We start from the raw sequence: 23,453 nt of genomic DNA on the forward strand, positions 1-23,453 counted from the left end.
CCACAGGTTCCCTGCTTCATAATCTATAGTAGATCAGACGCGGCAGGTGTGCTAGGATAACAAGTAAATTCTTATTTTGCTGAACCTGCCAGGTGAAGTCCTTGATCGGAGGGGGAAAAGGTTTGACTTTGCAGCAGCTCCGCTACGCGATTGAGATTGCGAACAGCGGCTCTATGAATGAAGCGGCCAAACGGCTATTTGTGTCGCAGCCCAGCCTCTCGAATGCTATCAAGGAACTGGAGAACGAGCTGGGCATCACGATTTTTGAACGGAATAACCGGGGAATCAGCATCTCGGCGGAAGGCATGGAATTCCTGGGCTATGCCCGGCAGATTATTGAGCAGACCGAATTCATGGAGAACCGCTATACCGGCAAGAAGCGCAGCCCGATCTATTTCTCGGTATCTACACAGCATTATGCGTTTGTTACGGATGCTTTTGTGAAGCTGATGAAGGAGAGCAAGGTGCAGGAATACAATTTCAGCCTGAGAGAGACGCAGACCTATGAGATCATCGAGGATGTGCGTACCCTGCGCAGCGACATCGGGATTCTGTATATCAATGAGAGCAATTACAAGATTATGAACAAGCTGTTCAGTGACGGGAACCTGAAGTTCACTCCGCTGTTCAATACGAATCCGCATGTCTATGTGCGGGCAGGGCATGTATTGGCTGGTAAAGAGTGGATCACGGCGGAGGACATTCATCCGTATCCTTATATTACTTTTGAGCAGGGGGATAATAATTCGCTGCATTTCTCGGAGGAGATGCTTAGCTTCACACAGATTGAGAAGAATATTAAGGTGACCGACCGGGCCACGCTGACTCATTTGCTGCTTGGCAGTGATTCGTATACCGTAGGGACTGGGATTATGGCCTCTAAGCTGGATGATGCGGGGCTGATTACGATTCCTTTTGACAGCAAGGAAGTGTTCTCTGTAGGCTGGATCGCCCACAAGGACCGCAAACCGAGTGAGATTATGTCTACATATATCGATATTCTGAATGATCTGGTGTCGGGTAATGCTTTCGAGCTTGAATCTTTCTTACTATAAGAGCAGGAGGGACGTATGAGCAGTCCAGTGATCGGATCGACAAGAAACACACCGCCCTTCCGCTACGACATTGTCGGGAGCTTCCTGCGTACAGAGGAGATCAAGAATGCACGCAGCCTGCATATGGAAGGTGAACTAACCGCAGGACAGTTGGTGGAGATTGAGAATATAGAGATTGGCAAGCTGCTTCAACAGGAGAAGGCGCTTGGACTGAAGGCTGTGACCGATGGCGAATTCCGCCGCTCCTGGTGGCATCTGGACTTCTTCCTGGGGATTGAGGGTACTGGAAAGATCACTCTTGGCGGTACTCCCGGCACTTCCAAGGAGCAGACTAACCGGGCGGAGAGCTTCAGGATAACCGGTAAAATCGCCTTCGGAGACCATCCTATGGTCGAGGAATTCCGCACGTTGCAGCAGATGGCCGGAGAGACGCTGGCCAAAATGACGATTCCTTCACCCTCTTTGTTCCATTTCGTGCAGGAGTATAACGGAAACGAGATTTATTCCGATACTGAAACGCTGTATGGAGATATCATTCAGGTGTACCGGACGGCAATTCAGGCCTTCTATGATGCGGGTTGCCGCTACCTGCAGCTGGACGATACCACCTGGGGCACGCTGTGCAGCGGCAGACATCGTGCTCATCTGCGCAGCAGGGGCGTTGACCCGGATCAGCTTGCTCAAGACTACGTCCGGCTGATCAACGAGAGCATTGCCGGCCGCCCGGCGGACATGACTATTGCCCTGCATGTATGCCGGGGCAATCTCCGCTCCACCTGGTTCGCCGCCGGAGGGTACGGGCCGGTCGCCGAGGAGCTGTTCTCGAATACGAACGTGGACGCGTTCTTCCTCGAATACGACAATGAACGCTCCGGCGACTTCGAGCCGCTGCGCTTCATCCGGGACCAATTCGTTGTACTGGGACTGGTGACTACGAAGCATGGCGGCCTGGAGAGTAAGGAGCAGCTCATTGCGCGTATCGAAGAAGCTGCACAGTACGTAGACATCAACAAGCTGTGCCTAAGCACACAATGCGGCTTCGCCTCTTCGGAGGAAGGCAATATTTTGACGGAGGAAGAGCAGTGGGATAAGCTGCGGCTGGTGATTGAGACGGCGAATGAGGTTTGGGTGTAGCGCTCAATGGATCGGGATTAATTGGTGTGAATTGGGGAGGATTGCCTGGTGTGGCGATCCTCCTTTTTGCGGGGGGCGCTAGGCAACGGGCTGTGGCGGATCATAGGTGGATTTCCTCCACTTGCTGATGAAGGAATGGACTTTGCCGGGACAACAGTTGGATAAAGGACACTTAATTTCTTCCACATTCCGCAGTAGCGGCATATCCCGATGCAGTAGTTGTTGTTTTTCCACTTGTTCACCTTAAAGGATTAGAAATCACGAAATTAGGATACATTATTCCACTTGTTTCGGAGCAGCGAAGGCTCAAGTGTTCTTGTGCTTGCTGTGATAGCCTTTTTCTTTAACCATTCTATACCAACCGTAGAGATTCCCTCCACAGTATAATGTTGGGAGAAGTTTGAATGCTGAAACTAGATCTTTGGAGGGAATATGATGGTTGTTGAACTAAGGCCTGTAACGGCCGAGAACTGGTATGATTGCACATTGCTGAAGTTGAAGCCAGAACAACAAAGCGTTTTTCCTGCTCCGGTGGTTAATTGGATTGCTGAGGCAAAATTTGTGCAGGAGTTTGAACTTCTGGCTATTTATTCAGGAGCTGTGGTGGTAGGATTTATTGTTTTTTGTACAACTCCCGATGAGGAAGGTAACTGCTGGATACCTGCCCTTATGATTGATGAACATCATCAAGGACAGGGGTATGCCAGACAAGCCATGGTGAAATTAATACAGCATATGCGAAATGAAGGGTGTAGCCGATTAATGATCGGGCATAGACCCGACAACCGGATTGCCGGAATGTTGTATGAATCGCTTGGATTCCAAAAGGTCAGTGAAGAGTTATACGACGGTGAGGTTGTACGTTGTCTGGAGCTTAATCAATGCATTTGACCACAAATAGCCCTCCTGCAAAGAGGGCTAATCGTTTGGCCATAGGAGCCGGGACATTCGATTCTATTAGTCGCATAGCCCTAAACCGTAATTTTTTTGCTATTTTCGCTATTCCTGTTACATACTGTTGAGAGCTTTTTCTATTTTCACTCCGAACTCTGTTTCGTTTAGCTTGGGTGTTAGAGTCTTTGAATCTGCGAGGGCGTAATACAGAACTAAATATTTTCCAGATTGGTAGACAATTGGTGCGTGGGAACTAAGAAGCTGAATACTTTCTTCAAAGTGCTTTATTCCACTTTCTCGTTTCTCCTCCGATCCGAAAGCGTAAACTTTTATTATTTCCTCATTACTCAGTTTATAGCTAACAGGTTTAATACCCTCAAGAATTTGGTCGTCAGGTGATTCAATTTTTGAATGTTTTTTTCAAGGGACATTATTGCTTCATTCACGTTAGAATATTCTTGTTGAGAAGAACAAGCAATAAGAAATAAAAAGCTAATGAAGGTGAAGAATAGATTTTTTTTCATGAATAACCCTCCTTTTTTGTTCAGGACACAGATAAGAAGAGACGAGACCCACCTAATGCAGAAGTTACTAACAAAATTGAGCTTGCCATGTATTCCTTATGATTTTATCAAAAATAGCGAAGAAAAGAATGGCATGGGCTTAGGGTGATGAATTTTCTGGAGTTCTGTCTTTGGTTCCAGAGGCTCAAGCGAAATCCTTGACAGCTATTAACGGTTATTTTAAAACTTATTGACACATTCTCCCTCCCGCAGTATTATTGCAAATAATAACGTACAACAACACAAGCGATGAAGAGAAGAGTAAGCAGGCGGCAGCGTTCACAGAGAGCTCCAGAGTGGTGAAAGGGAGCAGCGAAGCGCCTGATCTGAAAAAAGTCTCCGAGCTGCATAGGGAATTGGGCACAAGTGTCCAAGGATGGTATGCCGGGTTCTCCCGTTACAGAGATAGGGTATAAGCGTCATGGCCGTACCCGAAGAGGCGGATGAGGCAACTTGTCCGTGAACAGAGGTGGTACCACGAAGCTTATCCAAGCTCCCGTCCTCAAGATATTAATCTTGAGGACGGGAGCTTTTTTGCTTTTCAGGTAATTCACAATAAACTTAGAGGTGATTGAGATGCATTGGGCAGAAAAAATTGCAAACCAGTTAATCGCGGAGCATCCGCAGCGGCAGACGTATGTATGTGCATCCGGGATCAGTCCGTCCGGATCAGTTCATATCGGGAATTTCCGCGAGGCGGTGACGACTGCATTTGTGGCGAAGGCGCTGCGGCGGGCGGGGAAGAAGGTGCGGTTTATTTTCTCGTGGGATGACTTTGACCGGTTCCGTAAAGTTCCGGCCCATATCGATCCCGGCTTCTCTCAGTATATTGGGCTTCCTTATTCGCAGGTGCCGTGTCCGTATGGCTGTCATGCTTCGTATTCGGCACATTTCGAGTCGGAATTCGAGCAGGCGCTCCAGGTATTCGGGATTGAGCCGGAGTTCATCTATCAGAGCCGGGAATACCAGTCAGGCCGTTATAATCCGCAAATTTTGCACGCCCTGCGCCGCCGGGGAGAGATCTACGATATCCTGATTTCGTTCAAGACAGGTGAGAGTTCGGCGGATGAGCGGGCGGCTTTTTATCCGATCCATTTATATTGCGGGCAGTGCGGAAAAGACTCGACTACGATTCTGAATTTCGACGATCTGGAGGAGAGTGTGGCCTACCGCTGCGGATGTGGTCATTGCGATACCGTACATATTCCTCAGGCGGACAACATCAAGCTGCACTGGAAAATCGACTGGCCGATGCGCTGGCAGCTGGAGCAGGTGGTGTTTGAGCCGGGCGGCCGGGACCATTCGTCGGAGACGGGGAGCTACAATGTGGCTGCGGTAATCGCAGAGCGGATCTTCGGGTATTCACCCCCGGTGTACGAGCCATATGAATTCATCAGCATCAAAGGCAGCTTCGCTAAAATGTCCAGCTCCTCCGGGCACAATTACACTCCAGATGATCTGCTCCGAGTCTATGCCCCTGAGAACATACTGTTCCTGTTCGCCAAATACCAGCCGAATGCCGCCTTCCATATCGGGCTGGATGAGGATGTGCTGCGCAATTATGCGGAGTTCGAGCGGTATGCTGCGGGAGCACGGGCAGGCACGTTAACGGGTGATCTTGGGGGTGCACTGGAGCTGTCTCTGCTAAGCGACTCCCTGGTGAGTGCTGGAAGCACCATTAGTTTCGGCCAGGTAGCCAGTCTGCTTCCCTTAATCAACTTCGACAGGGACAAGCTCCAGGAGATGTTCACTAGAAATGGTGAGGAGATTAATGAACTCCGGCTGCAGAAGGTGGCGGACCGTGCGGAGTACTGGATCAGGAACTGGATGCCGCATAAGCTGGTGACAATTCAGACCTCGCCCAACTATGCGTATTATCATTCCCTTACCGGAGTGGAGCTGAGATGGCTGCGAAGCCTGTGCAGTTTGCTGCGGAGCAGGGAGCTGGACGAGACGCAGCTCATGACGGAGATCTATGCCATCTGCCATCACGAAGATAAGAAAACGATGCGGACCCAGCAAAAAAGACTGTTCACCATCATCTATCAGTTAGTCCTTGGTGCGGAGCAAGGCCCGCGTCTGCCCTGGCTAATCCAGGCAGCTGGAACAGAGCAGATGCTGAATTTGCTGGATTTGTGAAGGTGTGTGGACGGCCCTTTACGGGATCGATTGAACAGAGGTATAATGTACAGGACTGTTTTACATCAAATGTTGGAAAGCGAGCGGTAACGATATGGGTCGTAAATGGAATAATATTAAGGAAAAGAAAGCATCCAAGGATGCTAATACAAGTAAGGTCTATGCCAAGTTCGGGGTAGAAATCTATGTTGCAGCGAAGAAGGGCGAGCCTGATCCGGAATCCAACCGGGCGCTGAAGGTCGTTCTGGAGCGGGCCAAGACCTACAATGTACCGAAGGCGATTATTGACCGTGCCCTGGAGAAAGCCAAGGGCAGCGGCGATGAGACCTACGTTGAGCTGCGCTATGAAGGCTTCGGTCCAAGCGGCTCGATGATTGTAGTCGATGCACTGACGAATAACGTCAACCGCACGGCTCCGCTGGTCCGTTCAACGTTCAGCAAGAACGGCGGCAACATGGGCGTCAGCGGATCGGTTACGTATATGTTCGATCCGACAGCGGTAATCGGGGTGGAAGGCAAATCTGCGGATGAGGTGATGGAGCTGCTGATTGAAGCAGACCTGGATGTCCGCGATGTGCTGGAAGAGGACGAGGCGGTCATCGTGTATGCTGAGCCGGACCAGTTCCATGCGGTACAGGAAGCCTTCCGCGGCGCGGGGATCACGGAATTCACTGTAGCCGAGTTGACGCTGCTTCCGCAGAACTATGTAGCTATTCCTGAAGATGCGCAGGCACAGTTCGAGAAGCTGATCGATGCGCTTGAAGAATTGGACGATGTGCAGCAGGTCTACCACAACGTGGATTCGGAAGAATAGAATAGTCGTCTATGGAATAAGCGGACAAGCCTGCAAACCGGCTTGCCCGCTTGTTCTTTTTTCTGGTGCAGAAGAGAGAGGGGCAGGTCTGTGGGGGGATTTCGACTGGTTAGTGTCGTCCATGTATTTATGATTAAGGACGGGCAAGTCCTGCTGCTCAGGCGCGCGAATACGGGACATCATGACGGGGAGTATGGCTTGCCTGCCGGGAAGCTGGATGGCGGCGAGCCGCTTCATGCCGCCGCCATCCGCGAGGTCCGGGAAGAATGCGGTGCGGTTATAGCTCCCGCCGATCTTACCCTGATCGGAACGATGCACCTGCGTACCTCCGGGGATGAGCGGGTGGATTTCTTTTTCAAGTCGGACCGGTGGACCGGAGAGATCCGCAACATGGAGCCGGACAAATGCGACGAAGTATGCTGGTTCCCGGTGGATACGCTGCCGGAGAATATCATCCCGTTCGTACAGGAGGCCTGGAATACATTCAGGGACGGCGTCTGGTATGCTGCTCACGGATGGAATTAGATTAGAGTAGCAGGGGGAATGGCGCGTAATGGAAGACTGGACACTCAGTATGGTTCTTATATTGGTGGGTTGCGGATTTCTGGCCGGATTAATTGATTCTGTAGTGGGCGGCGGCGGACTGATCGCGATTCCGGCCCTGTTGTCGGCGGGTATACCGCTACACCTGCTGCTTGGCAGCAGCAAATTGGCCGGATCGATGTGCTCGCTGACCAGCACCGCCTCGTTCGTGCGTTCCGGCAAAATCAATTTCAAGCTGGTCCGCACCCTCATCCCGTTATCCGTCATTGGCGCGATGGCCGGAACGCTGACTGTCCGTCAGGTGCCTTCCGAGTTCCTGAAGCCGCTGGTGATCGTGATGCTGATCGTCATTACGATCTATACCTTGTTCAAAAAAGCCTGGGGAGATGTCTCTACCTTCTCTGCCAGCAATGGTAAATTACGTCTGGCGGGAAGCATGGCAGCGCTCATAATCGGCTTCTACGACGGGTTCTTCGGCCCGGGAACGGGGTCGTTTCTGATTTTCGCTTTTCTGATGATGGGGTTTGAATTTGTTACCGCCGCAGGCAACGCCAAAATCCTGAATTTCGCCAGCAACATCACAAGCCTTCTTACATTCATTGCTCTGGGCTCTGTCAGTTACACCCACGGGCTGATTCTGGGGATTCCGATGGTGATCGGAGCCATTGTCGGCTCCCGGATGGCTATCCGCAAAGGAGCGGCGTATATCCGGCCGTTATTCGTTACAGTCACTGTCATATTGATCGGCAAGCAAATATGGGATACGATGCATTAAGCACAACTAATGGAGTGGATGAGATGGAGATCAAGCTTATACATAAGGAAGAAGCATGGAAGCTTAGGCATGAAGTGATGTGGCCTGAGCGTGAGCCGGATTACATTAAGCTTGCGGATGATGACCAGGGCAAGCATTACGGACTGTATCTTGAGGATCGTCTGGTATCGGTGTTATCCCTGTTCGTCAACGGCACAGAAGCACAATTCCGCAAGTTCGCCACCCTGGAGCTGGAGCAGGGCCAGGGCTACGGCAGCAAGCTGCTGAAGACGGTTCTTGTGGAAGCGGAGCAGGCGGGGGTGCGGCGGATTTTCTGTAATGCCAGAACCTACAAGGCAGGCTTCTATAAGAAATTCGGCATGCAGCGAACGGATGAAGTGTTCAGCAAAGGCGGCAAGGATTACGTGGTCATGGAGAAGTTCTTCGGACCTGCCATGGATGCGAAGGGGGAGCTTAAGGGATGACCAAGAAGTTATATTATGATTCGGCTTATATAAAAGAATGGAGCACTACCGTTACTGCGGCGATAGAGCGTGAAGACGGGATATATATGACGCTGGCGGAGACAGCCTTCTACCCGCTCGGCGGCGGCCAGCCCTGTGATACGGGAACCATCGGAGGGATTGCTGTACTGGATGTGGTGCTGGAGGATCAGGAGGTGCTGCATAAGGTAGCGCAGCTTCCCGGACAGACTGAAGTTGAATGCTTAATCGACTGGACACGGAGATTCGACCATATGCAGCAGCATAGCGGCCAGCATCTGTTATCCGCCGTATTCCTGAAGTTATATCAGGCGGCGACCGTCAGCTTCCACCTGGGGAGTGAGTATGCCACGATTGATCTTGATCTGCAGGAACTGTCAGCGGAGCAGCTGGCGGAGGCTGAACAGGAGGTGAACCGCAAGATCTACCAGAATCTAGCGATTACCAGCTACTTTGTGACCGCAGAGGAAATGGCCAAGCTGCCGCTGGTGAAGCTTCCTAAGGTAACGGAGGACATCCGGATTGTCGAGATTGAAGGTGTGGAGCACAATGCCTGCGGGGGAACCCATGTCGCTTCGACCGGGGCGATTGGGATGATTAAGCTGCTGAGGTCCGAGAAGCAGAAGGGCCATGTGCGGGTTACCTTCCTGTGCGGGGGGCGGGCACTTGCCGCCTTCAACGATCATGTTCAGATCATCAGCCAGTTGTCCGTCAAGTTCAATACCGGCAAGGAAGAGATTATGGACCGGATCGGCAAATGGGAGCAGGAGCAGAAGCTGCTGGTAACGGAGCTGGCTGCCGTGAAGGAGCAGAATGACAGCTATCTGGCCCGGGACCTGCTCGCTTCTATGGAAGAGGGCAGCGGGGTGCTCACCCATATTTCGGATGATAGACCGCTTAAGGATCTGCAGAGTCTGGCTGCGAAGCTGACGGCGCTGACCGACCTTCCGGTGCTGCTGCTGAGTGCGGCGGAGAATAAGGCGGTGCTCGCGAATAGCGGATCTGCGGATTTCTCATGCGGTGCCTTCTTCAAGGCTCATCTGGGCAAATACCAGGGCAAGGGCGGGGGCAGCGACAAGCTGGCTCAGGCTGGATTCCCTTCCTGGGAAGACGCACTGGCATTTTACAATTTTGCTAAAGGGCAATTCTGATTGTCATCGAGAATTCAGGGGAGCCGCTATCTCACAGGCATGGAGGAGATATAATGAATGGGCTCATTGAACTGACACCAGATGTCTATCCTGCGGTTTATGATTTCTACAAGGTGAAGCTGCACCGCCTTCCCGCCTTATCCGTCCTGCTGGAGCACTATCCCGGGCGGGTATTTGCTGATCATTTGGAAGCGCCGACACTGGCTGTGGTATGGGCTACGGGGAGATGGATGTATGCTGCCGGAGATATCAGTACTGAGATCAACCGGCTGAAGATGATGGGCTTTTTGCAGACGGTAGTCGTACCTGATTGCCGGCAGAGACAAGAGAAAGGGTTCGAGATCTATGCGGAAGATAGTGATTCATGGACGGAACTATTGACGCTTGAGATTGACGGCCTGAGCGTTGATAGACATATGGAGTCGGTCTATGAGTTCAATATCGAACGATTCATTCAGCTGACAAACAGGTGTGCTGCTATCCCCTTGGAGGGAGATCTATCTGTCGCCTACGAGGATATTCCTGTGCTCACCCAACCGGAGCATAACAGGTCTGCAAGACAGGACAGGTTCATTGGGCTGACAGCCACTGGTGCTGTAGTGAAGGTCAGGGATGAAGTGGTCTCCATTTGTAAAAATAACGGCTTCAGCGTGAATAACAGGTACTTCATTGATGTAGATACTCATGCAGAATCGGAGCGCGGTAAGGGCTATGCTACACTCGCCGCCGCATCGTTAATTAGTCACTATCTCGATCAGGGAATGCTTCCTTTATGGGAAACAACGCATGAGAATACGGCTTCACATAAGCTCGCGTTAAGGCTCGGTTTCGAGCCGGTGGAGAGTTATCCGGTATTTGCTTTTGTCATGGAAGGATAGTACCTATTAACGTTAAGGAGTGGTATTGATGAAGAGGTTAGCAATCCTTACAGTCGGTAAAACGCATAGCGGGAAGACTACATTTGCCAGAGAATTAGAGCGGTGCTTACCTGAATCAGCCGTTATTGACCGGGATGATCTGGCTGAATTCATCAATACCCGGTACGAAAGTCTGCTGCCCAAGCAGGGGACGAATACGCTCAAGGACGCTCTGACCCGAACGTTAGTGGATTATGCCGTTCATGAGACGGAGCAGCACATTATCATGTGTAACAATTACTTCAATAGGGAAGGCCGACTGCGAATGCTGGATTGGTTTCACCAGAAGGGACTGGTTAGTGTGCTGGTATATTTCAATCTGCCCGATGAGCTGCTGTATTCGCGTATAGCGAGTAGTGAACGGAGCACAGCTATCCTTAGAAAATCAAAGAGCTTCGATGTAGTGCTGACCCGGCAAATCGCGGATGTACAGAAGGGGCAGGCTGAGCCGCCAACGGAGAGGGAGTCGGAGTATCTGTTTGTAATCAACGACAGCGAGGAAGTACCCGGCACGATTCAGAAGATCGTCCAGATCGCAGGCGGGAAGTCCATATGAATGTTCGTTCAGGCCTACCAACTGGACCTGACCGCCCAAACCCTTCATAATAAGAAGAGTTGTGAACGGTTCCACACAAACTCATAAACGGAGGTTCATAGAATGAAATACCGCGAACTGGGAAACACAGGTCTGTCTGTCAGTGAGGTCAGCTTTGGCACTTGGGCGATTGGCGGGGATTGGGGCAGCAGCAAGGATGAAGACGGGCTGAGAGGCTTGCAGGCGGCGATGGAGCAGGGCGTGAATTTCTTCGATACGGCAGATGTCTATGGCGGAGGCCATGCGGAGGAGCTGCTCGCCAAGGCGACCCGGGGCAAGCAGGATGAGATACATATTGCCACGAAGTTCTGCCGCGCCGGTGATATCCATGACCCGGAGAATTACTCCGCACGCCGGATTAGCGAATACTGTGAGCAGAGCCTGCGGCGTTTGGAGCGGGAAGCGATTGATCTGTATCAGATCCATTGTCCGCCGATGGAGATTCTGCGTGATGGCAGTGTATTCGCGGCGCTGGACCAGTTGAAGGCTGAGGGTAAAATCCGTCACTACGGCGTCAGCGTAGAAACTATCCAGGAGGGCTTGCTCTGCCTGGAGTATCCGGGCGTAGCAGCACTCCAAGTGATCTTCAATCTGTTCCGCCAGCAACCTGCACAGGAGCTGTTGCCGCAGGCTGCGGCCAAGGGGGCAGGAATCCTGGTGCGCCTGCCGCTGGCCAGCGGTCTGCTGACCGGCAAGTTTACGGCATCCAGTACCTTCCAAGAGAACGACCACCGCAGGTTCAACGCGAACGGGGAGCAGTTCAATGTGGGCGAGACTTTTGCGGGGCTGCCTTTTGTTAAAGGAGTGGAGCTGGCGCAGAAGCTGGAGTGGATCACTGAAGGACGCGGCAATATGGCACGGGCCTCCATGCGCTGGATTCTGGACCATCCGGCAGTCAGCTGTGTGATTCCGGGCTTCAAGAATGAGGCTCAGGTGAATGATAATCTGGCCACGCTGGATGTACCTTCCTTCAGCCCAGGGGATATGGAGCGCCTGGCTGCCTTTTACCAGTCAGAAGTGGTTCCGCATATCCGTGGAGAGGTGTAGCGGTACTGTATGAATATAACTGTCGGACTGCTCGCCCATGTAGATGCCGGGAAGACGACCTTCGCCGAGCAGCTACTCTACCATACCGAAGCCATCCGCAGCAGGGGGCGTGTGGACCATCAGGATACGTTCCTCGATACCCATGAGATTGAAAAAGCACGCGGGATCACCGTCTTCGCCGATCAGGCGGAGTTCACCTATAAGGATGCCCGCTATTTCCTGCTGGATACGCCGGGCCATGTCGATTTCTCCCCGGAGATGGAGCGTTGTCTGCAAGTGCTGGACTATGCAGTGGTAATTCTCAGCGCGGTGGAGGGCGTAGAGAGCCACACCGAGACGCTCTGGCAGCTGCTGCGCCAGCACCGGATTCCCACCTTGTTCTTCATTAACAAAACCGACCGTGCAGGCAGCGACCCTGAACGTGTCCTGGAAGAAATCCGGGAGCTCCTTAGCGGCGATGCCCTGCTTCTGCCGGAGCAGCCGGAAGCGGCGTGGACCGAGGAGATGAAATCGTTCCTTGCCGAACGCGAGGATGCGCTGCTGGAACCTTATCTTGAAGGCATGCTGACGGACAGCGATTGCCGTAGTGCGCTAAGATCTATGGTGAAGCGCGGAGAGATTTTTCCGTGTATGCAGGGCTCTGCATTGCTGGACCAGGGCGTGGGTGAATTTCTGGAGGTTCTGGATGCGCTCACGTTCACGGAGTACGATCATCGGCTGCCTTTTGCCGGGAGGGTCTATAAGATCCGCCACGATGCCAGAGGGACCCGCATCACCTACATCAAAGCCCTTCAAGGCGTGCTGAAGAACCGCGAGTTCCTGACGTATGGACCCGAAGCAGAACAAGTATCCGAACGGGTTACCGGAATCCGCAAGTACAACGGTACTGCTTATAGCGCTGCTGACTGGGCTGCCGCCGGGGAGCTATTCGCCGTTGTCGGCTTAAGCTCCGTGCTTCCGGGTGCGGGAGTGGGCGCACTTCAGGACGCGCAGGGCAGCGGACTTATTCCCACCTTGAAATCCAAGGTGCTCTTCAAGCCGCCCGTGCACCTGAAGGAGCTGACACATGCTTTCGGACAACTGGGCGCGGAAGATCCGTCACTGAACGTAAGCTGGGATGAAGAGCTCCAGGAGCTGCATATTCATGTAATGGGCGGGATACAGCTTGAGATTCTGGAGCAGATTGTGGCGGAACGGTTTCAGCTTAAGATCTCTTTTGGCGCGCCGGAGATTCTCTATAAGGAGACTATTGCCGGTACGGTCTATGGCTGCGGGCATTTCGAGCCGCTGGGCCACTACGCCGAGGTTCATCTGATGCTTGAGGGCGGGGAACGGGGGAGCGGGATTACCTTCATTAACCGCTGCCACCCCGATGATCTGGCGGCGGGCTATCAGCATCAGATTGAGCAGCATCTGCTGGAGAGCGGCCATCACGGCCTATTGACGGGTTCCCCGCTGACGGATCTGAAGATCACCCTGCTTACGGGAAGGGCGCATAATAAGCATACGAGCGGCGGCGACTTCCGGGAAGCGGCTTACCGCGCGTTGCGCCAGGGGCTGGAGCAGGCAGAGAATCTGCTGCTGGAGCCGGTCTACGACCTGAAGATCCGGATAGATCCGGACGATGTGGGAAAGGTTATGAGTGATATCCAGCAGGCCGGCGGCCGCTTCAATCCCCCGGATATTACGCCGTCCAAGGCCGTAATCACGGGCACGGTTCCGGCCGCAAGCTTCATGAATTACGGGGTGAGACTGGCTGCGATGACACAGGGCAAGGGATCGATGTCGCTCAGAGTGGCCGGATATGAGCCCTGCCACCAGACCGGGGCGGTGGTGGAGCAACGGAATTATAATAAGAATGCGGACCCGGCCTACTCCTCGGCGTCTATTTTTTGCGCCAAGGGTGAGGGTTATGCTGTGCCCTGGGAAGAGGCCGGAGCGCATATGCATATTCAAGCAGCAAGCAGGAACGGGTACATGGTTCTTAAGAGAGCAGTGCCGTTTCAGCGTAACATCGAAGGAAAGGTGCAGATTGACAATGACTAATGTGATAGATAAGGTAGCCTGGATCTATGTTGTGGATGGCAAGGTACTGGGCGCGCGTTCCAAAGGCAAGGACACCTATTATTTCCCCGGCGGCAAGCGGGAGCCCGGTGAGAGTGATGCCGAGACCCTGGTCCGCGAGATTGAGGAGGAGCTGTCCGTTCAGATCTTGCCGGAGACGATTGCAGAGTTCGGAAGCTTCGAAGCCCCGGCACATGGCAAAGCGGAAGGTATCCTGGTACGGATGACCTGCCTGACCGCAGAGTTCACGGGCGAGCTTACCCCGGCTTCAGAGATCGAGGAATTGGCCTGGTTAACCTATAAGGATATTGACCGGGTATCGGCGGTCAGCGTCATCATCATGGACAAGCTGCGGGAGATGAGTCTCATCTCTTAAGAGTCAGGCGTGCACTCATCTGTCCGAAAAGTCTATGCAAGCCCGTTTTGAGCCGGAACCCGGCCTGGAACGGGCTTGTTGTCTCTTTAACAGGGCGATGCAGGCGGCGGGGCGAGCACACTTTTATCGAATAGGACATATGTCCTTTTCCAATCCGGCGAACTGGCTTTTAATAAGTACAGAGAAGCAAAAAGAGGAGAGAGATAGATGAGAGGGATCATATTCGCATTTTTGGCCGGAGCCTGCATTACACTTCAGGGGGTAGCCAATGCCAGAATCAGCCAGGATATCGGCACGTGGCAGGCGGCAACCATTACCCAGCTTACCGGATTCATCATGGCGTTAGCGATAGCACTGGTGGTACGTGACGGCAAAAAGCACGGCTTCCGCAAGGTGCATCCGTTATACATCAGCGGCGGCGGTCTGGCTGCCTTCGTGATTTTCAGTGAGGTGACGGCCATTCAGAACATCGGGGTTACACTTACGATCTCGGCGCTGCTGATTGCCCAGCTCTGCCTGACCTTTATCATTGATATCAGGGGCTGGTTCGGAGTCGTCCGGCAGAAGATGAAGCTACCGCAGTTTATCGGCATCGGGATGATGATTCTCGGGGTAGTTGTACTGAAGTTCTAAACGAAGGGGACAAGAGATATGTTAACAGGGTTAGTACTTGCACTGATCGCGGGGGCGCTGGTCAGTTTACAGAATATTTTCAACGCCAAGGTTAATGAGCACACGGGCTCCTGGTCAACTACTACACTGGTGCTGGGCATGGGCTTCGCCGCTTCCCTCGTCATGGGGCTGATTATGGAAGGGAAGAACATGTTCACGCTGCAGCACATGCAGCCCTGGTACTGGTTAAGCGGAATGATCGGCGTGGGGGTCGTGATCTGTCTGGTCCAGGCCACCAGAATCCTTGGCGCCACCTATGCCATCTCGATTGTACTAACTGCCCAGCTCGGCTTCGCCTTGCTCTGGGATTCACTGGGCTGGCTAGGGTTGGCGAAGGTTCCGTTCTCGTTCAACCAGCTGATCGGCGTGCTTATTATCGTAGGCGGGATATTGGTGTTCAAGCTGGGCGGCACAAGCAATGCCAAAGAGCCCGCCGGGACCCCGGGTTCCGGCAAGCCCCAGGGAGCGCTGCATACGGATTAACGAAAGCATTTGCAGTACAGAAAAGAGCGTGCACCGCAGGAATGCGGATGGCACGCTTTTTTCTGTGTGTGGAAAACCGATACAATAGTGGTTGCGGGGGCGCGTGAGCCGAATGTGTGCGGAAAACCGAATACATTCGAGAGCTGCTACTGCTGCGCGGGGCATCAACTAGCCAAAGGTAGGGAATCAGGTGCAGAAGTGCACCTGAATTCGCTAGATACAGTCGAAAGCGGCAAATCAGGTGCAGAAGTGCACCTGAAATCGCCAGACGCACCCATAAGCGGCAAATGAAGTGCAGAAGTACACCCGAATTCGCCAGACGCACCCATAAGCGGCAAATGAGGTGCAGAAGTGCACCTGAATTCCCAGGAGGCAGCCATACAAGGTTGTGTGCACCTCACAGAACTGGCGAACGGAGAAGCCGGGCTCTGCCGGCTACTCTTATCCCTGCCCGAGTGAAGCGACCCTGCTGCCCGCCAGTGCGTGCTGCCAGCGCTGATAGGTCTCCCAAGCCCGCCCGTTATCCAGCAGAGGCTTACAGGTATAGACGCCTTCCTCAATAGAATTCACACGCCCAGCGGCATGCAGTCTGGCAGCGGCGTTCAGCAGCGTCTGGTTGTAGTAGGCCATGTGCCCGCCGCCTTGCAGGACCTCCTCTGCTATACGGAGCTGCCGCAGAGCTGTCCACTCCTGCTCCTCAGGCAGTGTCACCTCCAGGCCAAGCGCCTCGGGGTCAATGATATCCAGCTCCGCCGCTCCATCCTGAATCCGGTATACGCGGTTCGGCCGGTCAATGTACAGATCCTCCGAGCCTTCCACACCCTGCACCACCAGCCCCCGCTGATAGCCGAGCTTCACAATGAGCCGGGAGATCCGGTCGAATACCGTATTATGGAATATCCCGAATACAATAAACGGTGAGCAGGAATAGTCAATCAGCTTCTCCGCCGTATTGAGAATCGTCCGCATGCCAATGTCCTCCCGGAGTCCGCGAAGCTCCCCCAGCGGCGGGCACCACTGCTCCGACTTCACGAACAGAACCCCGCTGGCTTCAGCGGCATGAACCGCGTCGCAGCGGCTCAGTCCGGCTACATCCACTCCGCTGGCCTGGATCATATCCTGTAGCGTAATGCCCCATTTGGGCGGTAAGCCCGCTGAACCATGCAGGGTAACCGGCAGACCTGCGGCTGACAGCAGAAAAGCCGTAGGGAAGGTGGCAATGAAGGAATGAACCCTGCCGTCATACGGACCGGCGCAGTCGATTCCCTGGTGAACAGGCTCACGGAAAGCGTATTTACGGCAGACTGCCACAAAAGCCTCCAGCTCCTCCAGGCTCTCCAGCTTCATGCGCTCTGCAATCAGGAACGCGCCGATCTGCACCGGCGAAGCAGCCTGGGTGAGTATGGCTTCCGCCGCATATTCAGCTTCCCCGTAGCTTAAATCCTTCGCACCGCGTTTGCCGCGGGCAACTTCCTTGAGAATATTAATCATATGGTGTTCTCCTTAAGTTTGATCCTGCAGCATCTGGTAGACCTTGACGATGGAGGTTGCTACATCGACGATCCGTTTGCGTTCATTCATCGCCTGCTTGCGCAGCAGGTCATAGGCTTCCGATTCGCTGATATTCTTGGCCTTGGACAGAATGCCCTTGGCCATATCAATCCATTTGCGTTCTTCAATCCGGGAGAGCAGCTGCTCCCGTTCCTTCAACCATTGCTTGCGCTCGAAGCATTGCCTGGCACTGAAATGCAGCGTCCAGTGAATCTCCGGCGGCTTCATGGCAGGGGACAGAATGCCGTCCACCATAATATCGTCGCCGCAGGCAGAGACGGAGAGGTTAGCGGTATGCGGGGTACACCACCAGATTACCGGCGCGATCCTTTGCCGCACCAGCAGGGATCTCCAGTGGCTGATATCCGTCACCGGAAGATTGAGGATGAAGGCATCGGCGTCGCCGATGAACGGAGCGGCCTGCTCCGGTGATGCTGCGGTTCCTACTACATAGCCGCAAGAGCTTAGGATGTGGTCAGGGCCTCCAGAGGAGCGCGCTTCTGCGGGATTCTCTGTTCCGGCAGGTTCTATAACCAACAGGGAATGCATGGGGGACGACGCTCCTTTTGCCTAAGAATAGAGACATCTTGTATGATTGCTGGCAATCCAATTACAGGATAGAATATGTTATATTATATAACACGAATTCAGCATTCTTGTCGATAAATTAAATTAATTAAATTTTATATGTCATAATTATTGACGTATCGTAGACGGCTGTAGTATAGTCGTTTTAACAAATTCAACAATTCACGAATACAACGATGTATTCGGCTGAAGCGGCAATGGCGCCTGCTCTCACTAATATCGCTTACGGGAAATGTATCTTTTCCGGGCGGAGTGAAGCGGGCTATTTCTGTTGTGCACCTGGAGAGGAGAGAGATACAGATGACAGTGAAGCGTAAAAAACTGATAGTAGTCGGCAATGGGATGGCAGGGGTCAGAGCCATAGAGCATCTGCTCAAATTGGCGCCGGAGGCGTACGAGATTACAATTATTGGCGCAGAGCCTTATCCCAATTATAACCGCATCATGCTGTCTTCCGTACTGGCAGGCGGGGCAAGCCTGGATGAAATCATAATTAATGATCTCGAATGGTACCGCAGCTTCAATATTACCTTATATACGGGACACACAGTGACTTCTATTGATACTGCTGCACGTACAGTTTATACGGATAAAGGAGTTACCGCCGTGTATGACGAGCTGATTCTGGCGACCGGCTCCAATCCCTTCATGCTGCCGATCCCCGGAACAGAGAAGGAGGGCGTCATTGCCTTCCGTGACATCAAGGATACTCAAATCATGCAGGACGTCTCACAAAAATACAGCAAGGCGCTCGTCATCGGCGGCGGTCTGCTCGGACTGGAGGCAGCCAGAGGGCTGCTGCATCTGGGGATGGATGTCTCGGTGGTTCACATTCACGAGTATATTATGGAGCGTCAGCTGGACGAGGCGGCATCCCGGATGCTGCGGGGAGAGCTGGAGGCTCAAGGCATGAAGTTCCTGCTGAAGAAGCAGTCGGAAGCTATTCTCGGCAAAAAGAGAGTCAAAGGCCTGCTGTTCGCAGACGGCGAGATGGCGGAGGCCGATCTGATCGTGATGGCGGTCGGGATCAAGCCGAATGTTATGCTTGCCCGCAGCAGCGGGATTGAGGTGAACCGGGGCATCGTGGTGAACGATTATATGGAGACCAGCCTGCCCGGTATTTACGCCGTCGGGGAATGTGCAGAGCATCGCGGCATTGCCTACGGCCTGGTAGCCCCGCTGTATGAGCAAGGCGCTGTGCTGGCCAAAAGACTGGCAGGTGCTCCCACAGAGGGCTACGCCGGTTCAGTCACCTCGACCAAGCTGAAGGTATCTGGTGTAGATGTCTTCTCAGCGGGACAATACAACGAGCAGCCCGGAACGAAGGCGCTCCGGTTCCAGGATGAGACGGAGGGGATCTACAAGAAGCTGGTCATCCAGGAGGATAAGCTGATCGGCGCTGTCCTGTTCGGCGATACGAATGACGGCGCGCAGCTCTTCTCGATGATCAAGAAGGGCGAGAATATTAAGGGGCGCGAGAAAGAGCTGCTGCTCGGCCTGGAGGCCGATGCGCTGGCTTCGCCCAAGGGCAACCGGCTGGAGGGGATGCCGGATGACGAGATCATCTGCGGCTGCAACGGAGTCACGAAGGGAACCATTGCCGAAGCGATTACCGCCGGCGGCTGCACCAGTGTCGGCCAGATCAAAGCCTGCACCAAAGCCTCCGCCTCCTGCGGCGGCTGCAAGCCATTGGTAGAGGGGCTGCTCCAGCTCTATGCCGGAGAGGCGGCCGTTACGGTCAAGGAGGGAATCTGCGGCTGCACGACGCTCGGGCGGGATGAGATTGTCGCCGAGATCAAGCGGATGAAGCTGACCACGGTGAAGGAAGTCATGCATGTATTGTCCTGGAACACCGAGGAAGGCTGCCCGAAATGCCGCCCTTCGCTGAATTATTACCTGGGTATGCTCTGGCCGGAGGAATACGTGGATGAGAATGAATCCAGATATACAAATGAGCGCTACCATGCCAATATCCAGAAGGACGGGACTTATTCAGTGGTGCCGAGAATCTACGGCGGTGTCACTTCTCCTGCGGAGCTGATCAAGATAGCGGAGGTCGCGGTGAAATACGATGTGCCGCTGGTCAAGTTCACCGGCGGGCAGCGCCTGGATCTGCTGGGCGTGAAGAAGGAGGATCTGCCGAAGATGTGGGAGGAGCTGGATATGCCCTCCGGCCATGCCTACGGCAAGACGCTGCGCACTGTGAAGACCTGCGTAGGCTCCACCTTCTGCCGCTTTGGGACCCAGGATGCGCTGGGGATGGGAATTCGGCTGGAGAAGGCTTTTGAACGGCTGAATGCTCCGGGGAAGGTGAAACTGGCTGTATCCGGGTGTCCGCGCAACTGTGCGGAAGCGACAATCAAGGACTTCGGGGTGGTGGCGATTGACGGCGGCTGGGAGCTGCATGTCGGCGGCAACGGCGGCGTTCATGTCCGGGCGACCGATCTGCTCTGCGTAGTGAAGACCGATGATGAGGTGCTGGAATGGGCAAGTGCGTTCCTGCAATACTACCGCGAGCAAGCCGGATGGAATGAGCGGACCGCACAGTGGATTGAGCGCGTGGGCCTGGACAGTATCAAGCAGGCGCTGGAATCCCCGGAGGAACGGGCGGCGCTGGTGGAGAGGATTCAGAAGACGCTTAGCCTGACTACCGATCCATGGAAGCAGATTGTGAATACCCCGGAGCTGCGCAAGAATTTTGAAGCGATCTCGTTACCCGAGACGGTCTAAGGAGGAACCGAAATGACAATGACTAAGCTGCTAATCGGCAACCTGAATGATGTGGATATCAAAGGATCACGAAAATTACGGGTAGGCGATACCGAGATTGCCTTGTTCCGGCTAAGCAGCGGAGAGGTGCTGGCGGTGGAGAACCGTTGTCCGCACAAGGGCGGCCTGCTCTCGGAGGGCATGGTCTGCGGCTCCAAGGTGCACTGCCCGCTCCATGACTGGCGGATCGAGCTGCATACAGGCGAGGTGCAGGCCCCCGATACGGGACATGTGACCACCTATGAGGTGGAAGTCGATCACGCCACAGGCAGCTTGTACTTAACGATCTGATTCATTCATCCATGGACACGTATAAAGGGGGATTCATAAATGGACTATGTCAAACCAGGCGAAGTGCTGGGCTCCATGATTGAAGCGGGAAAAACCAAAGCAGAACTGGGCATCATGCAGCTCATTGTCCGCGGCAGTCTCGGCGGTGCCATTCTGGCATGCGCTACCACACTGGCCTTCACCGCAGCGGCACAGACCAAGATCCCTATGGCGGGCGCGATTCTTTTTCCGGTAGGCTTCGTGATGATTATACTACTCGGGCTGGAGCTGGTTACCGGCAGCTTCGCCTTGATTCCACTGGCTGTGCTGGAGAAGAAGACCACCATCGGGCGCATGCTGGGGAACTATTTCTGGGTCATACTCGGACATTTGATCGGATGTGCCGTCTATGCCGCATTATACGGGCTGACGATTACGAGGATGGGTACCGATCTGTCGAACCCAATGTTGCAGACACTAATTACAGCAAGTGAAGGGAAGACGACGGCTTATCAGAGCCTGGGGGCAGAGGGACTCGTGCTGGCCTTCATCAAGGCGATGCTCTGCAACTGGATGGTTACGCTGGGTGCGGTGATGGCGATGACCTCGAAATCCACCTCCGGCAAAATCCTCGCCATGTGGCTCCCCATCCTGACTTTCTTCGGACAGGGCTTCGAGCACACGGTTGTCAATTTCTTCGTCATTCCGGCGGGGATGATGCTTGGAGCGAATGTGACTATGGCGGACTGGTGGATCTGGAACGGCATTCCGGTGCTGCTCGGCAACTTCGCGGGCGGGCTGTTGTTCACGGGCCTGCTATTCTACTTATCGCAAAAAGGCAGCAGGTCGCAAAAAGGCAGCAAACCCGGAGCAACTGCGGCAGCAGAGCTTCCGGGACGCGGAGAGGCGGGGCTCCCGGGCACACCTGCCCTGGAGAAAAGCGTATGAAGCAGGGCAGCATATCTATTGTAGGCGCAGGTCCGGGTGATCCCGAGCTGATTACATTGAAGGCGCTGAGGCGCATTCAATGTGCCGATGTGATTCTGTACGACCGGCTGGTGAATGAGGAGCTGCTGGACTATGCCCGGGTCGATGCTGTACGCATCTACTGCGGCAAAGCGCCGGGTCTGCATTCGATGCCGCAGGAGACGACAGAGCGGCTGATGATTCGCCATGCCGCAGCCGGAAGCCACGTGGTCCGGCTAAAGGGCGGCGACCCGTTCGTGTTCGGCAGGGGCGGGGAGGAAGCGTTGTCCGCTGCCGCTGCCGGTATTCCTTATGAGGTGATTCCGGGAATCACCTCGGCGGTGGGCGCAGCCGCTTCTGCGGGCATTCCGCTGACCCATCGCGGTGTGGCGGCCTCCTTCGCCATCGTGACCGGCAGCCGCTGCCAGACCCAGGATTCGCCGCTGCGTTGGGATGCGCTGGCCCACGGTGTGGATACGCTTGTGATCTATATGGGCGTAAGCAAGCTGGGGGAGATCTGCAAGGAGCTGCTGGTACACGGCAAAGATCCGCAGACCCCGATTGCACTAATTGAGAACGGAACAACGGTGCGCGAACGGATCGTGACCGGCACGCTTGGCAATATCGACAAGGTCGCCGCCGCGATGAAGATCAGCAATCCGGCCATGATCATTATCGGTGAGGTGGTCCAGGTCAGAGCGGAGCTGCTGAATCTGGAGGAAACTGTACGCTCGCAGATCGGGTGAAGCAGAATAGGGCAGGCGCCCACATCTCCGGGCCGCAGGCCGGGTTATGGCAGCGCCTGTTTCTGTGTTATATTCAGGGAGGAGAGTACATCGCTGCTGCGGCATGCTGCGCTGGAAGTCACTTTTCACATTCTTAGTGACTGCTGTCACACGGGTCTGCGCAGATTAGGGACTATACTTGTCGCCTACAGTTACAGCATGCCGGGCAGATGGCCCTGAAAGGAGAAATTACAGATGCAGATTGAGCTTAATGTAATGACCCGCGAACGGCTGGAGCAGAGTCTGGCCGGGAAGCCCGGGCAATTCAAAATGTTCTATGATACGGAGGACTGCGGCTGTAATGGCGTGCTAGTGATCCGGGTAGTCAGCGAGCCTTCGCCGACCGATATTGTGTTTCAGACCGAGCCGTTCACCTTCCTGTGTGACCGCCAGCAGGAATTGCTGTTCGATGACGTAATGCGGCTCGAAGCCGAGGCCGGGTATCCGGCCTACAAGCTGACGAGTGATTCCACCTTGTTCGGGAGCAATATAAGGGTGCAGGATGCGCGGGGCTGAAAGAATAAAGGTAGCATAAGTAAGGAGGCCATCTGCCCGCAGAGTGACGGGGGATGGCCTTTATTTAAGGGAAAACCGAGCATATCGGGGATGGCGGAGACTCGTGAGCTGATTGTAATCGAAAAACCGATTACAATTGGACTGGGGACGCCGTGTAGGCCGAATGTAATCGAAAAACCGATTACAATTTGACTAGGCGCGCTGCGTAGGCCAAATGTAATCGAAAAACCGATTACAATTGGACTGGGGACGCCGTGTAGGCCAAATGTAATCGAAAAACCGATTACAATTGAAATGGGGACGC

Annotated in this window: 23 protein-coding genes; 21 read left to right on the forward strand and 2 right to left on the reverse strand. The window is 54.0% G+C overall.

Annotated elements, in window-relative coordinates; translation table 11 throughout:
- Positions 1–122: 122 nt before the first annotated feature.
- The 16 genes from MKX51_RS14200 to MKX51_RS14275 all read left to right on the forward strand — a co-directional run bounded on the left by MKX51_RS14200 (position 123) and on the right by MKX51_RS14275 (position 15,704).
- On the forward strand, positions 123–1,055 hold the full coding sequence (locus MKX51_RS14200; protein WP_340992808.1) for a LysR family transcriptional regulator: 933 nt from the start codon (positions 123–125) through the stop codon (positions 1,053–1,055).
- A 15-nt stretch (positions 1,056–1,070) separates the two neighbouring features.
- The gene (locus MKX51_RS14205; RefSeq protein WP_340992809.1) at positions 1,071–2,189 is read left to right on the forward strand and encodes a 5-methyltetrahydropteroyltriglutamate--homocysteine S-methyltransferase; all 1,119 of its coding nucleotides are present in this window, start codon (positions 1,071–1,073) and stop codon (positions 2,187–2,189) included.
- A 432-nt stretch (positions 2,190–2,621) separates the two neighbouring features.
- Complete coding sequence (locus tag MKX51_RS14210; protein WP_340992810.1) at positions 2,622–3,080, forward strand: GNAT family N-acetyltransferase; 459 nt, start codon at positions 2,622–2,624, stop codon at positions 3,078–3,080.
- Positions 3,081–4,222: 1,142 nt separating this feature from the next.
- Positions 4,223–5,785 (forward strand): lysine--tRNA ligase, encoded by a 1,563-nt coding sequence (lysS, locus tag MKX51_RS14215; RefSeq protein ID WP_340992811.1) that lies wholly within the window; start codon positions 4,223–4,225, stop codon positions 5,783–5,785.
- A gap of 94 nt (positions 5,786–5,879) precedes the next feature.
- Entirely contained in the window at positions 5,880–6,599 is a 720-nt protein-coding gene (locus MKX51_RS14220) for a YebC/PmpR family DNA-binding transcriptional regulator (RefSeq protein ID WP_036728630.1), read from the forward strand.
- 90 nt (positions 6,600–6,689) lie between these two features.
- Positions 6,690–7,124: an NUDIX hydrolase gene (locus tag MKX51_RS14225; protein WP_340992812.1), complete on the forward strand. Its 435-nt coding sequence runs from the start codon at positions 6,690–6,692 to the stop codon at positions 7,122–7,124.
- Between the two features lie 28 nt (positions 7,125–7,152).
- Positions 7,153–7,917 carry a TSUP family transporter gene (locus MKX51_RS14230; RefSeq protein ID WP_340992813.1) on the forward strand — a complete coding sequence of 255 codons (765 nt, stop codon included), beginning with the start codon at positions 7,153–7,155 and terminating at the stop codon, positions 7,915–7,917.
- 23 nt (positions 7,918–7,940) lie between these two features.
- The gene (locus tag MKX51_RS14235) at positions 7,941–8,381 is read left to right on the forward strand and encodes a GNAT family N-acetyltransferase (protein WP_340992814.1); all 441 of its coding nucleotides are present in this window, start codon (positions 7,941–7,943) and stop codon (positions 8,379–8,381) included.
- A complete protein-coding gene (locus MKX51_RS14240; protein WP_340992815.1) occupies positions 8,378–9,550 on the forward strand; it encodes an alanyl-tRNA editing protein in 1,173 nt (390 codons plus the stop codon). Before MKX51_RS14235 ends, MKX51_RS14240 begins: the two co-directional genes overlap by 4 nt.
- A gap of 53 nt (positions 9,551–9,603) precedes the next feature.
- Positions 9,604–10,428 (forward strand): GNAT family N-acetyltransferase, encoded by an 825-nt coding sequence (locus tag MKX51_RS14245; RefSeq protein WP_340992816.1) that lies wholly within the window; start codon positions 9,604–9,606, stop codon positions 10,426–10,428.
- A 28-nt stretch (positions 10,429–10,456) separates the two neighbouring features.
- Complete coding sequence (locus tag MKX51_RS14250) at positions 10,457–11,023, forward strand: AAA family ATPase (protein ID WP_340992817.1); 567 nt, start codon at positions 10,457–10,459, stop codon at positions 11,021–11,023.
- A gap of 102 nt (positions 11,024–11,125) precedes the next feature.
- Entirely contained in the window at positions 11,126–12,109 is a 984-nt protein-coding gene (locus MKX51_RS14255) for an aldo/keto reductase (RefSeq protein ID WP_340992818.1), read from the forward strand.
- A 9-nt stretch (positions 12,110–12,118) separates the two neighbouring features.
- Positions 12,119–14,155: a translation factor GTPase family protein gene (locus MKX51_RS14260; protein ID WP_340992819.1), complete on the forward strand. Its 2,037-nt coding sequence runs from the start codon at positions 12,119–12,121 to the stop codon at positions 14,153–14,155.
- Complete coding sequence (locus MKX51_RS14265; RefSeq protein ID WP_340992820.1) at positions 14,148–14,549, forward strand: NUDIX hydrolase; 402 nt, start codon at positions 14,148–14,150, stop codon at positions 14,547–14,549. The genes MKX51_RS14260 and MKX51_RS14265 overlap by 8 nt, the downstream gene beginning before the upstream one ends.
- A gap of 207 nt (positions 14,550–14,756) precedes the next feature.
- Positions 14,757–15,182, forward strand: coding sequence for a DMT family transporter (locus MKX51_RS14270; RefSeq protein WP_036693966.1), 426 nt, complete (start codon positions 14,757–14,759; stop codon positions 15,180–15,182).
- Positions 15,183–15,200: 18 nt separating this feature from the next.
- Positions 15,201–15,704 carry a DMT family transporter gene (locus MKX51_RS14275; RefSeq protein ID WP_340940935.1) on the forward strand — a complete coding sequence of 168 codons (504 nt, stop codon included), beginning with the start codon at positions 15,201–15,203 and terminating at the stop codon, positions 15,702–15,704.
- A 441-nt stretch (positions 15,705–16,145) separates the two neighbouring features.
- Here the strand turns inward: MKX51_RS14275 and MKX51_RS14280 are convergent, their stop codons facing one another.
- Positions 16,146–17,195: an anthranilate phosphoribosyltransferase gene (locus MKX51_RS14280; protein WP_340992822.1), complete on the reverse strand. Its 1,050-nt coding sequence runs from the start codon at positions 17,193–17,195 to the stop codon at positions 16,146–16,148.
- A gap of 12 nt (positions 17,196–17,207) precedes the next feature.
- Positions 17,208–17,804 carry an ANTAR domain-containing response regulator gene (locus tag MKX51_RS14285; RefSeq protein ID WP_209990328.1) on the reverse strand — a complete coding sequence of 199 codons (597 nt, stop codon included), beginning with the start codon at positions 17,802–17,804 and terminating at the stop codon, positions 17,208–17,210.
- Positions 17,805–18,143: 339 nt separating this feature from the next.
- On the opposite strand from MKX51_RS14285, the gene nirB reads away from it, so the two are divergent.
- From nirB to MKX51_RS14310, 5 genes are all read left to right on the forward strand, one after another.
- Positions 18,144–20,573 (forward strand): nitrite reductase large subunit NirB, encoded by a 2,430-nt coding sequence (gene nirB / locus MKX51_RS14290; protein ID WP_340992823.1) that lies wholly within the window; start codon positions 18,144–18,146, stop codon positions 20,571–20,573.
- Between the two features lie 18 nt (positions 20,574–20,591).
- On the forward strand, positions 20,592–20,903 hold the full coding sequence (nirD, locus tag MKX51_RS14295; RefSeq protein ID WP_340944547.1) for a nitrite reductase small subunit NirD: 312 nt from the start codon (positions 20,592–20,594) through the stop codon (positions 20,901–20,903).
- A gap of 39 nt (positions 20,904–20,942) precedes the next feature.
- A complete protein-coding gene (locus tag MKX51_RS14300; protein WP_340992824.1) occupies positions 20,943–21,830 on the forward strand; it encodes a formate/nitrite transporter family protein in 888 nt (295 codons plus the stop codon).
- The gene (cobA, locus tag MKX51_RS14305; protein WP_340992825.1) at positions 21,827–22,594 is read left to right on the forward strand and encodes a uroporphyrinogen-III C-methyltransferase; all 768 of its coding nucleotides are present in this window, start codon (positions 21,827–21,829) and stop codon (positions 22,592–22,594) included. The genes MKX51_RS14300 and cobA overlap by 4 nt, the downstream gene beginning before the upstream one ends.
- A 234-nt stretch (positions 22,595–22,828) precedes the next feature.
- Positions 22,829–23,149, forward strand: a complete 321-nt coding sequence (locus tag MKX51_RS14310) for an iron-sulfur cluster biosynthesis family protein (RefSeq protein WP_340992826.1) — start codon at positions 22,829–22,831, stop codon at positions 23,147–23,149.
- Positions 23,150–23,453 lie beyond the last annotated feature (304 nt).

The organism is Paenibacillus sp. FSL M7-0420, assembly GCF_038002345.1.
GTDB lineage: Bacteria > Bacillota > Bacilli > Paenibacillales > Paenibacillaceae > Paenibacillus_AQ.

Coding starts and splice junctions, on each gene's coding strand:
- MKX51_RS14260 (WP_340992819.1), top strand. CDS start 12,119: ATGAATATAACTGTCGGACTGCTCGCCCATGTAGATGCCGGGAAGACG.
- MKX51_RS14250 (WP_340992817.1), top strand. CDS start 10,457: ATGAAGAGGTTAGCAATCCTTACAGTCGGTAAAACGCATAGCGGGAAG.
- nirB (WP_340992823.1), top strand. CDS start 18,144: ATGACAGTGAAGCGTAAAAAACTGATAGTAGTCGGCAATGGGATGGCA.
- MKX51_RS14275 (WP_340940935.1), top strand. CDS start 15,201: ATGTTAACAGGGTTAGTACTTGCACTGATCGCGGGGGCGCTGGTCAGT.
- MKX51_RS14230 (WP_340992813.1), top strand. CDS start 7,153: ATGGAAGACTGGACACTCAGTATGGTTCTTATATTGGTGGGTTGCGGA.
- MKX51_RS14270 (WP_036693966.1), top strand. CDS start 14,757: ATGAGAGGGATCATATTCGCATTTTTGGCCGGAGCCTGCATTACACTT.
- MKX51_RS14235 (WP_340992814.1), top strand. CDS start 7,941: ATGGAGATCAAGCTTATACATAAGGAAGAAGCATGGAAGCTTAGGCAT.
- MKX51_RS14310 (WP_340992826.1), top strand. CDS start 22,829: ATGCAGATTGAGCTTAATGTAATGACCCGCGAACGGCTGGAGCAGAGT.
- MKX51_RS14255 (WP_340992818.1), top strand. CDS start 11,126: ATGAAATACCGCGAACTGGGAAACACAGGTCTGTCTGTCAGTGAGGTC.
- MKX51_RS14205 (WP_340992809.1), top strand. CDS start 1,071: ATGAGCAGTCCAGTGATCGGATCGACAAGAAACACACCGCCCTTCCGC.
- nirD (WP_340944547.1), top strand. CDS start 20,592: ATGACTAAGCTGCTAATCGGCAACCTGAATGATGTGGATATCAAAGGA.
- MKX51_RS14285 (WP_209990328.1), bottom strand. CDS start 17,804: ATGCATTCCCTGTTGGTTATAGAACCTGCCGGAACAGAGAATCCCGCA.
- MKX51_RS14220 (WP_036728630.1), top strand. CDS start 5,880: ATGGGTCGTAAATGGAATAATATTAAGGAAAAGAAAGCATCCAAGGAT.
- MKX51_RS14245 (WP_340992816.1), top strand. CDS start 9,604: ATGAATGGGCTCATTGAACTGACACCAGATGTCTATCCTGCGGTTTAT.
- lysS (WP_340992811.1), top strand. CDS start 4,223: ATGCATTGGGCAGAAAAAATTGCAAACCAGTTAATCGCGGAGCATCCG.
- MKX51_RS14210 (WP_340992810.1), top strand. CDS start 2,622: ATGATGGTTGTTGAACTAAGGCCTGTAACGGCCGAGAACTGGTATGAT.
- cobA (WP_340992825.1), top strand. CDS start 21,827: ATGAAGCAGGGCAGCATATCTATTGTAGGCGCAGGTCCGGGTGATCCC.
- MKX51_RS14300 (WP_340992824.1), top strand. CDS start 20,943: ATGGACTATGTCAAACCAGGCGAAGTGCTGGGCTCCATGATTGAAGCG.
- MKX51_RS14280 (WP_340992822.1), bottom strand. CDS start 17,195: ATGATTAATATTCTCAAGGAAGTTGCCCGCGGCAAACGCGGTGCGAAG.
- MKX51_RS14265 (WP_340992820.1), top strand. CDS start 14,148: ATGACTAATGTGATAGATAAGGTAGCCTGGATCTATGTTGTGGATGGC.
- MKX51_RS14240 (WP_340992815.1), top strand. CDS start 8,378: ATGACCAAGAAGTTATATTATGATTCGGCTTATATAAAAGAATGGAGC.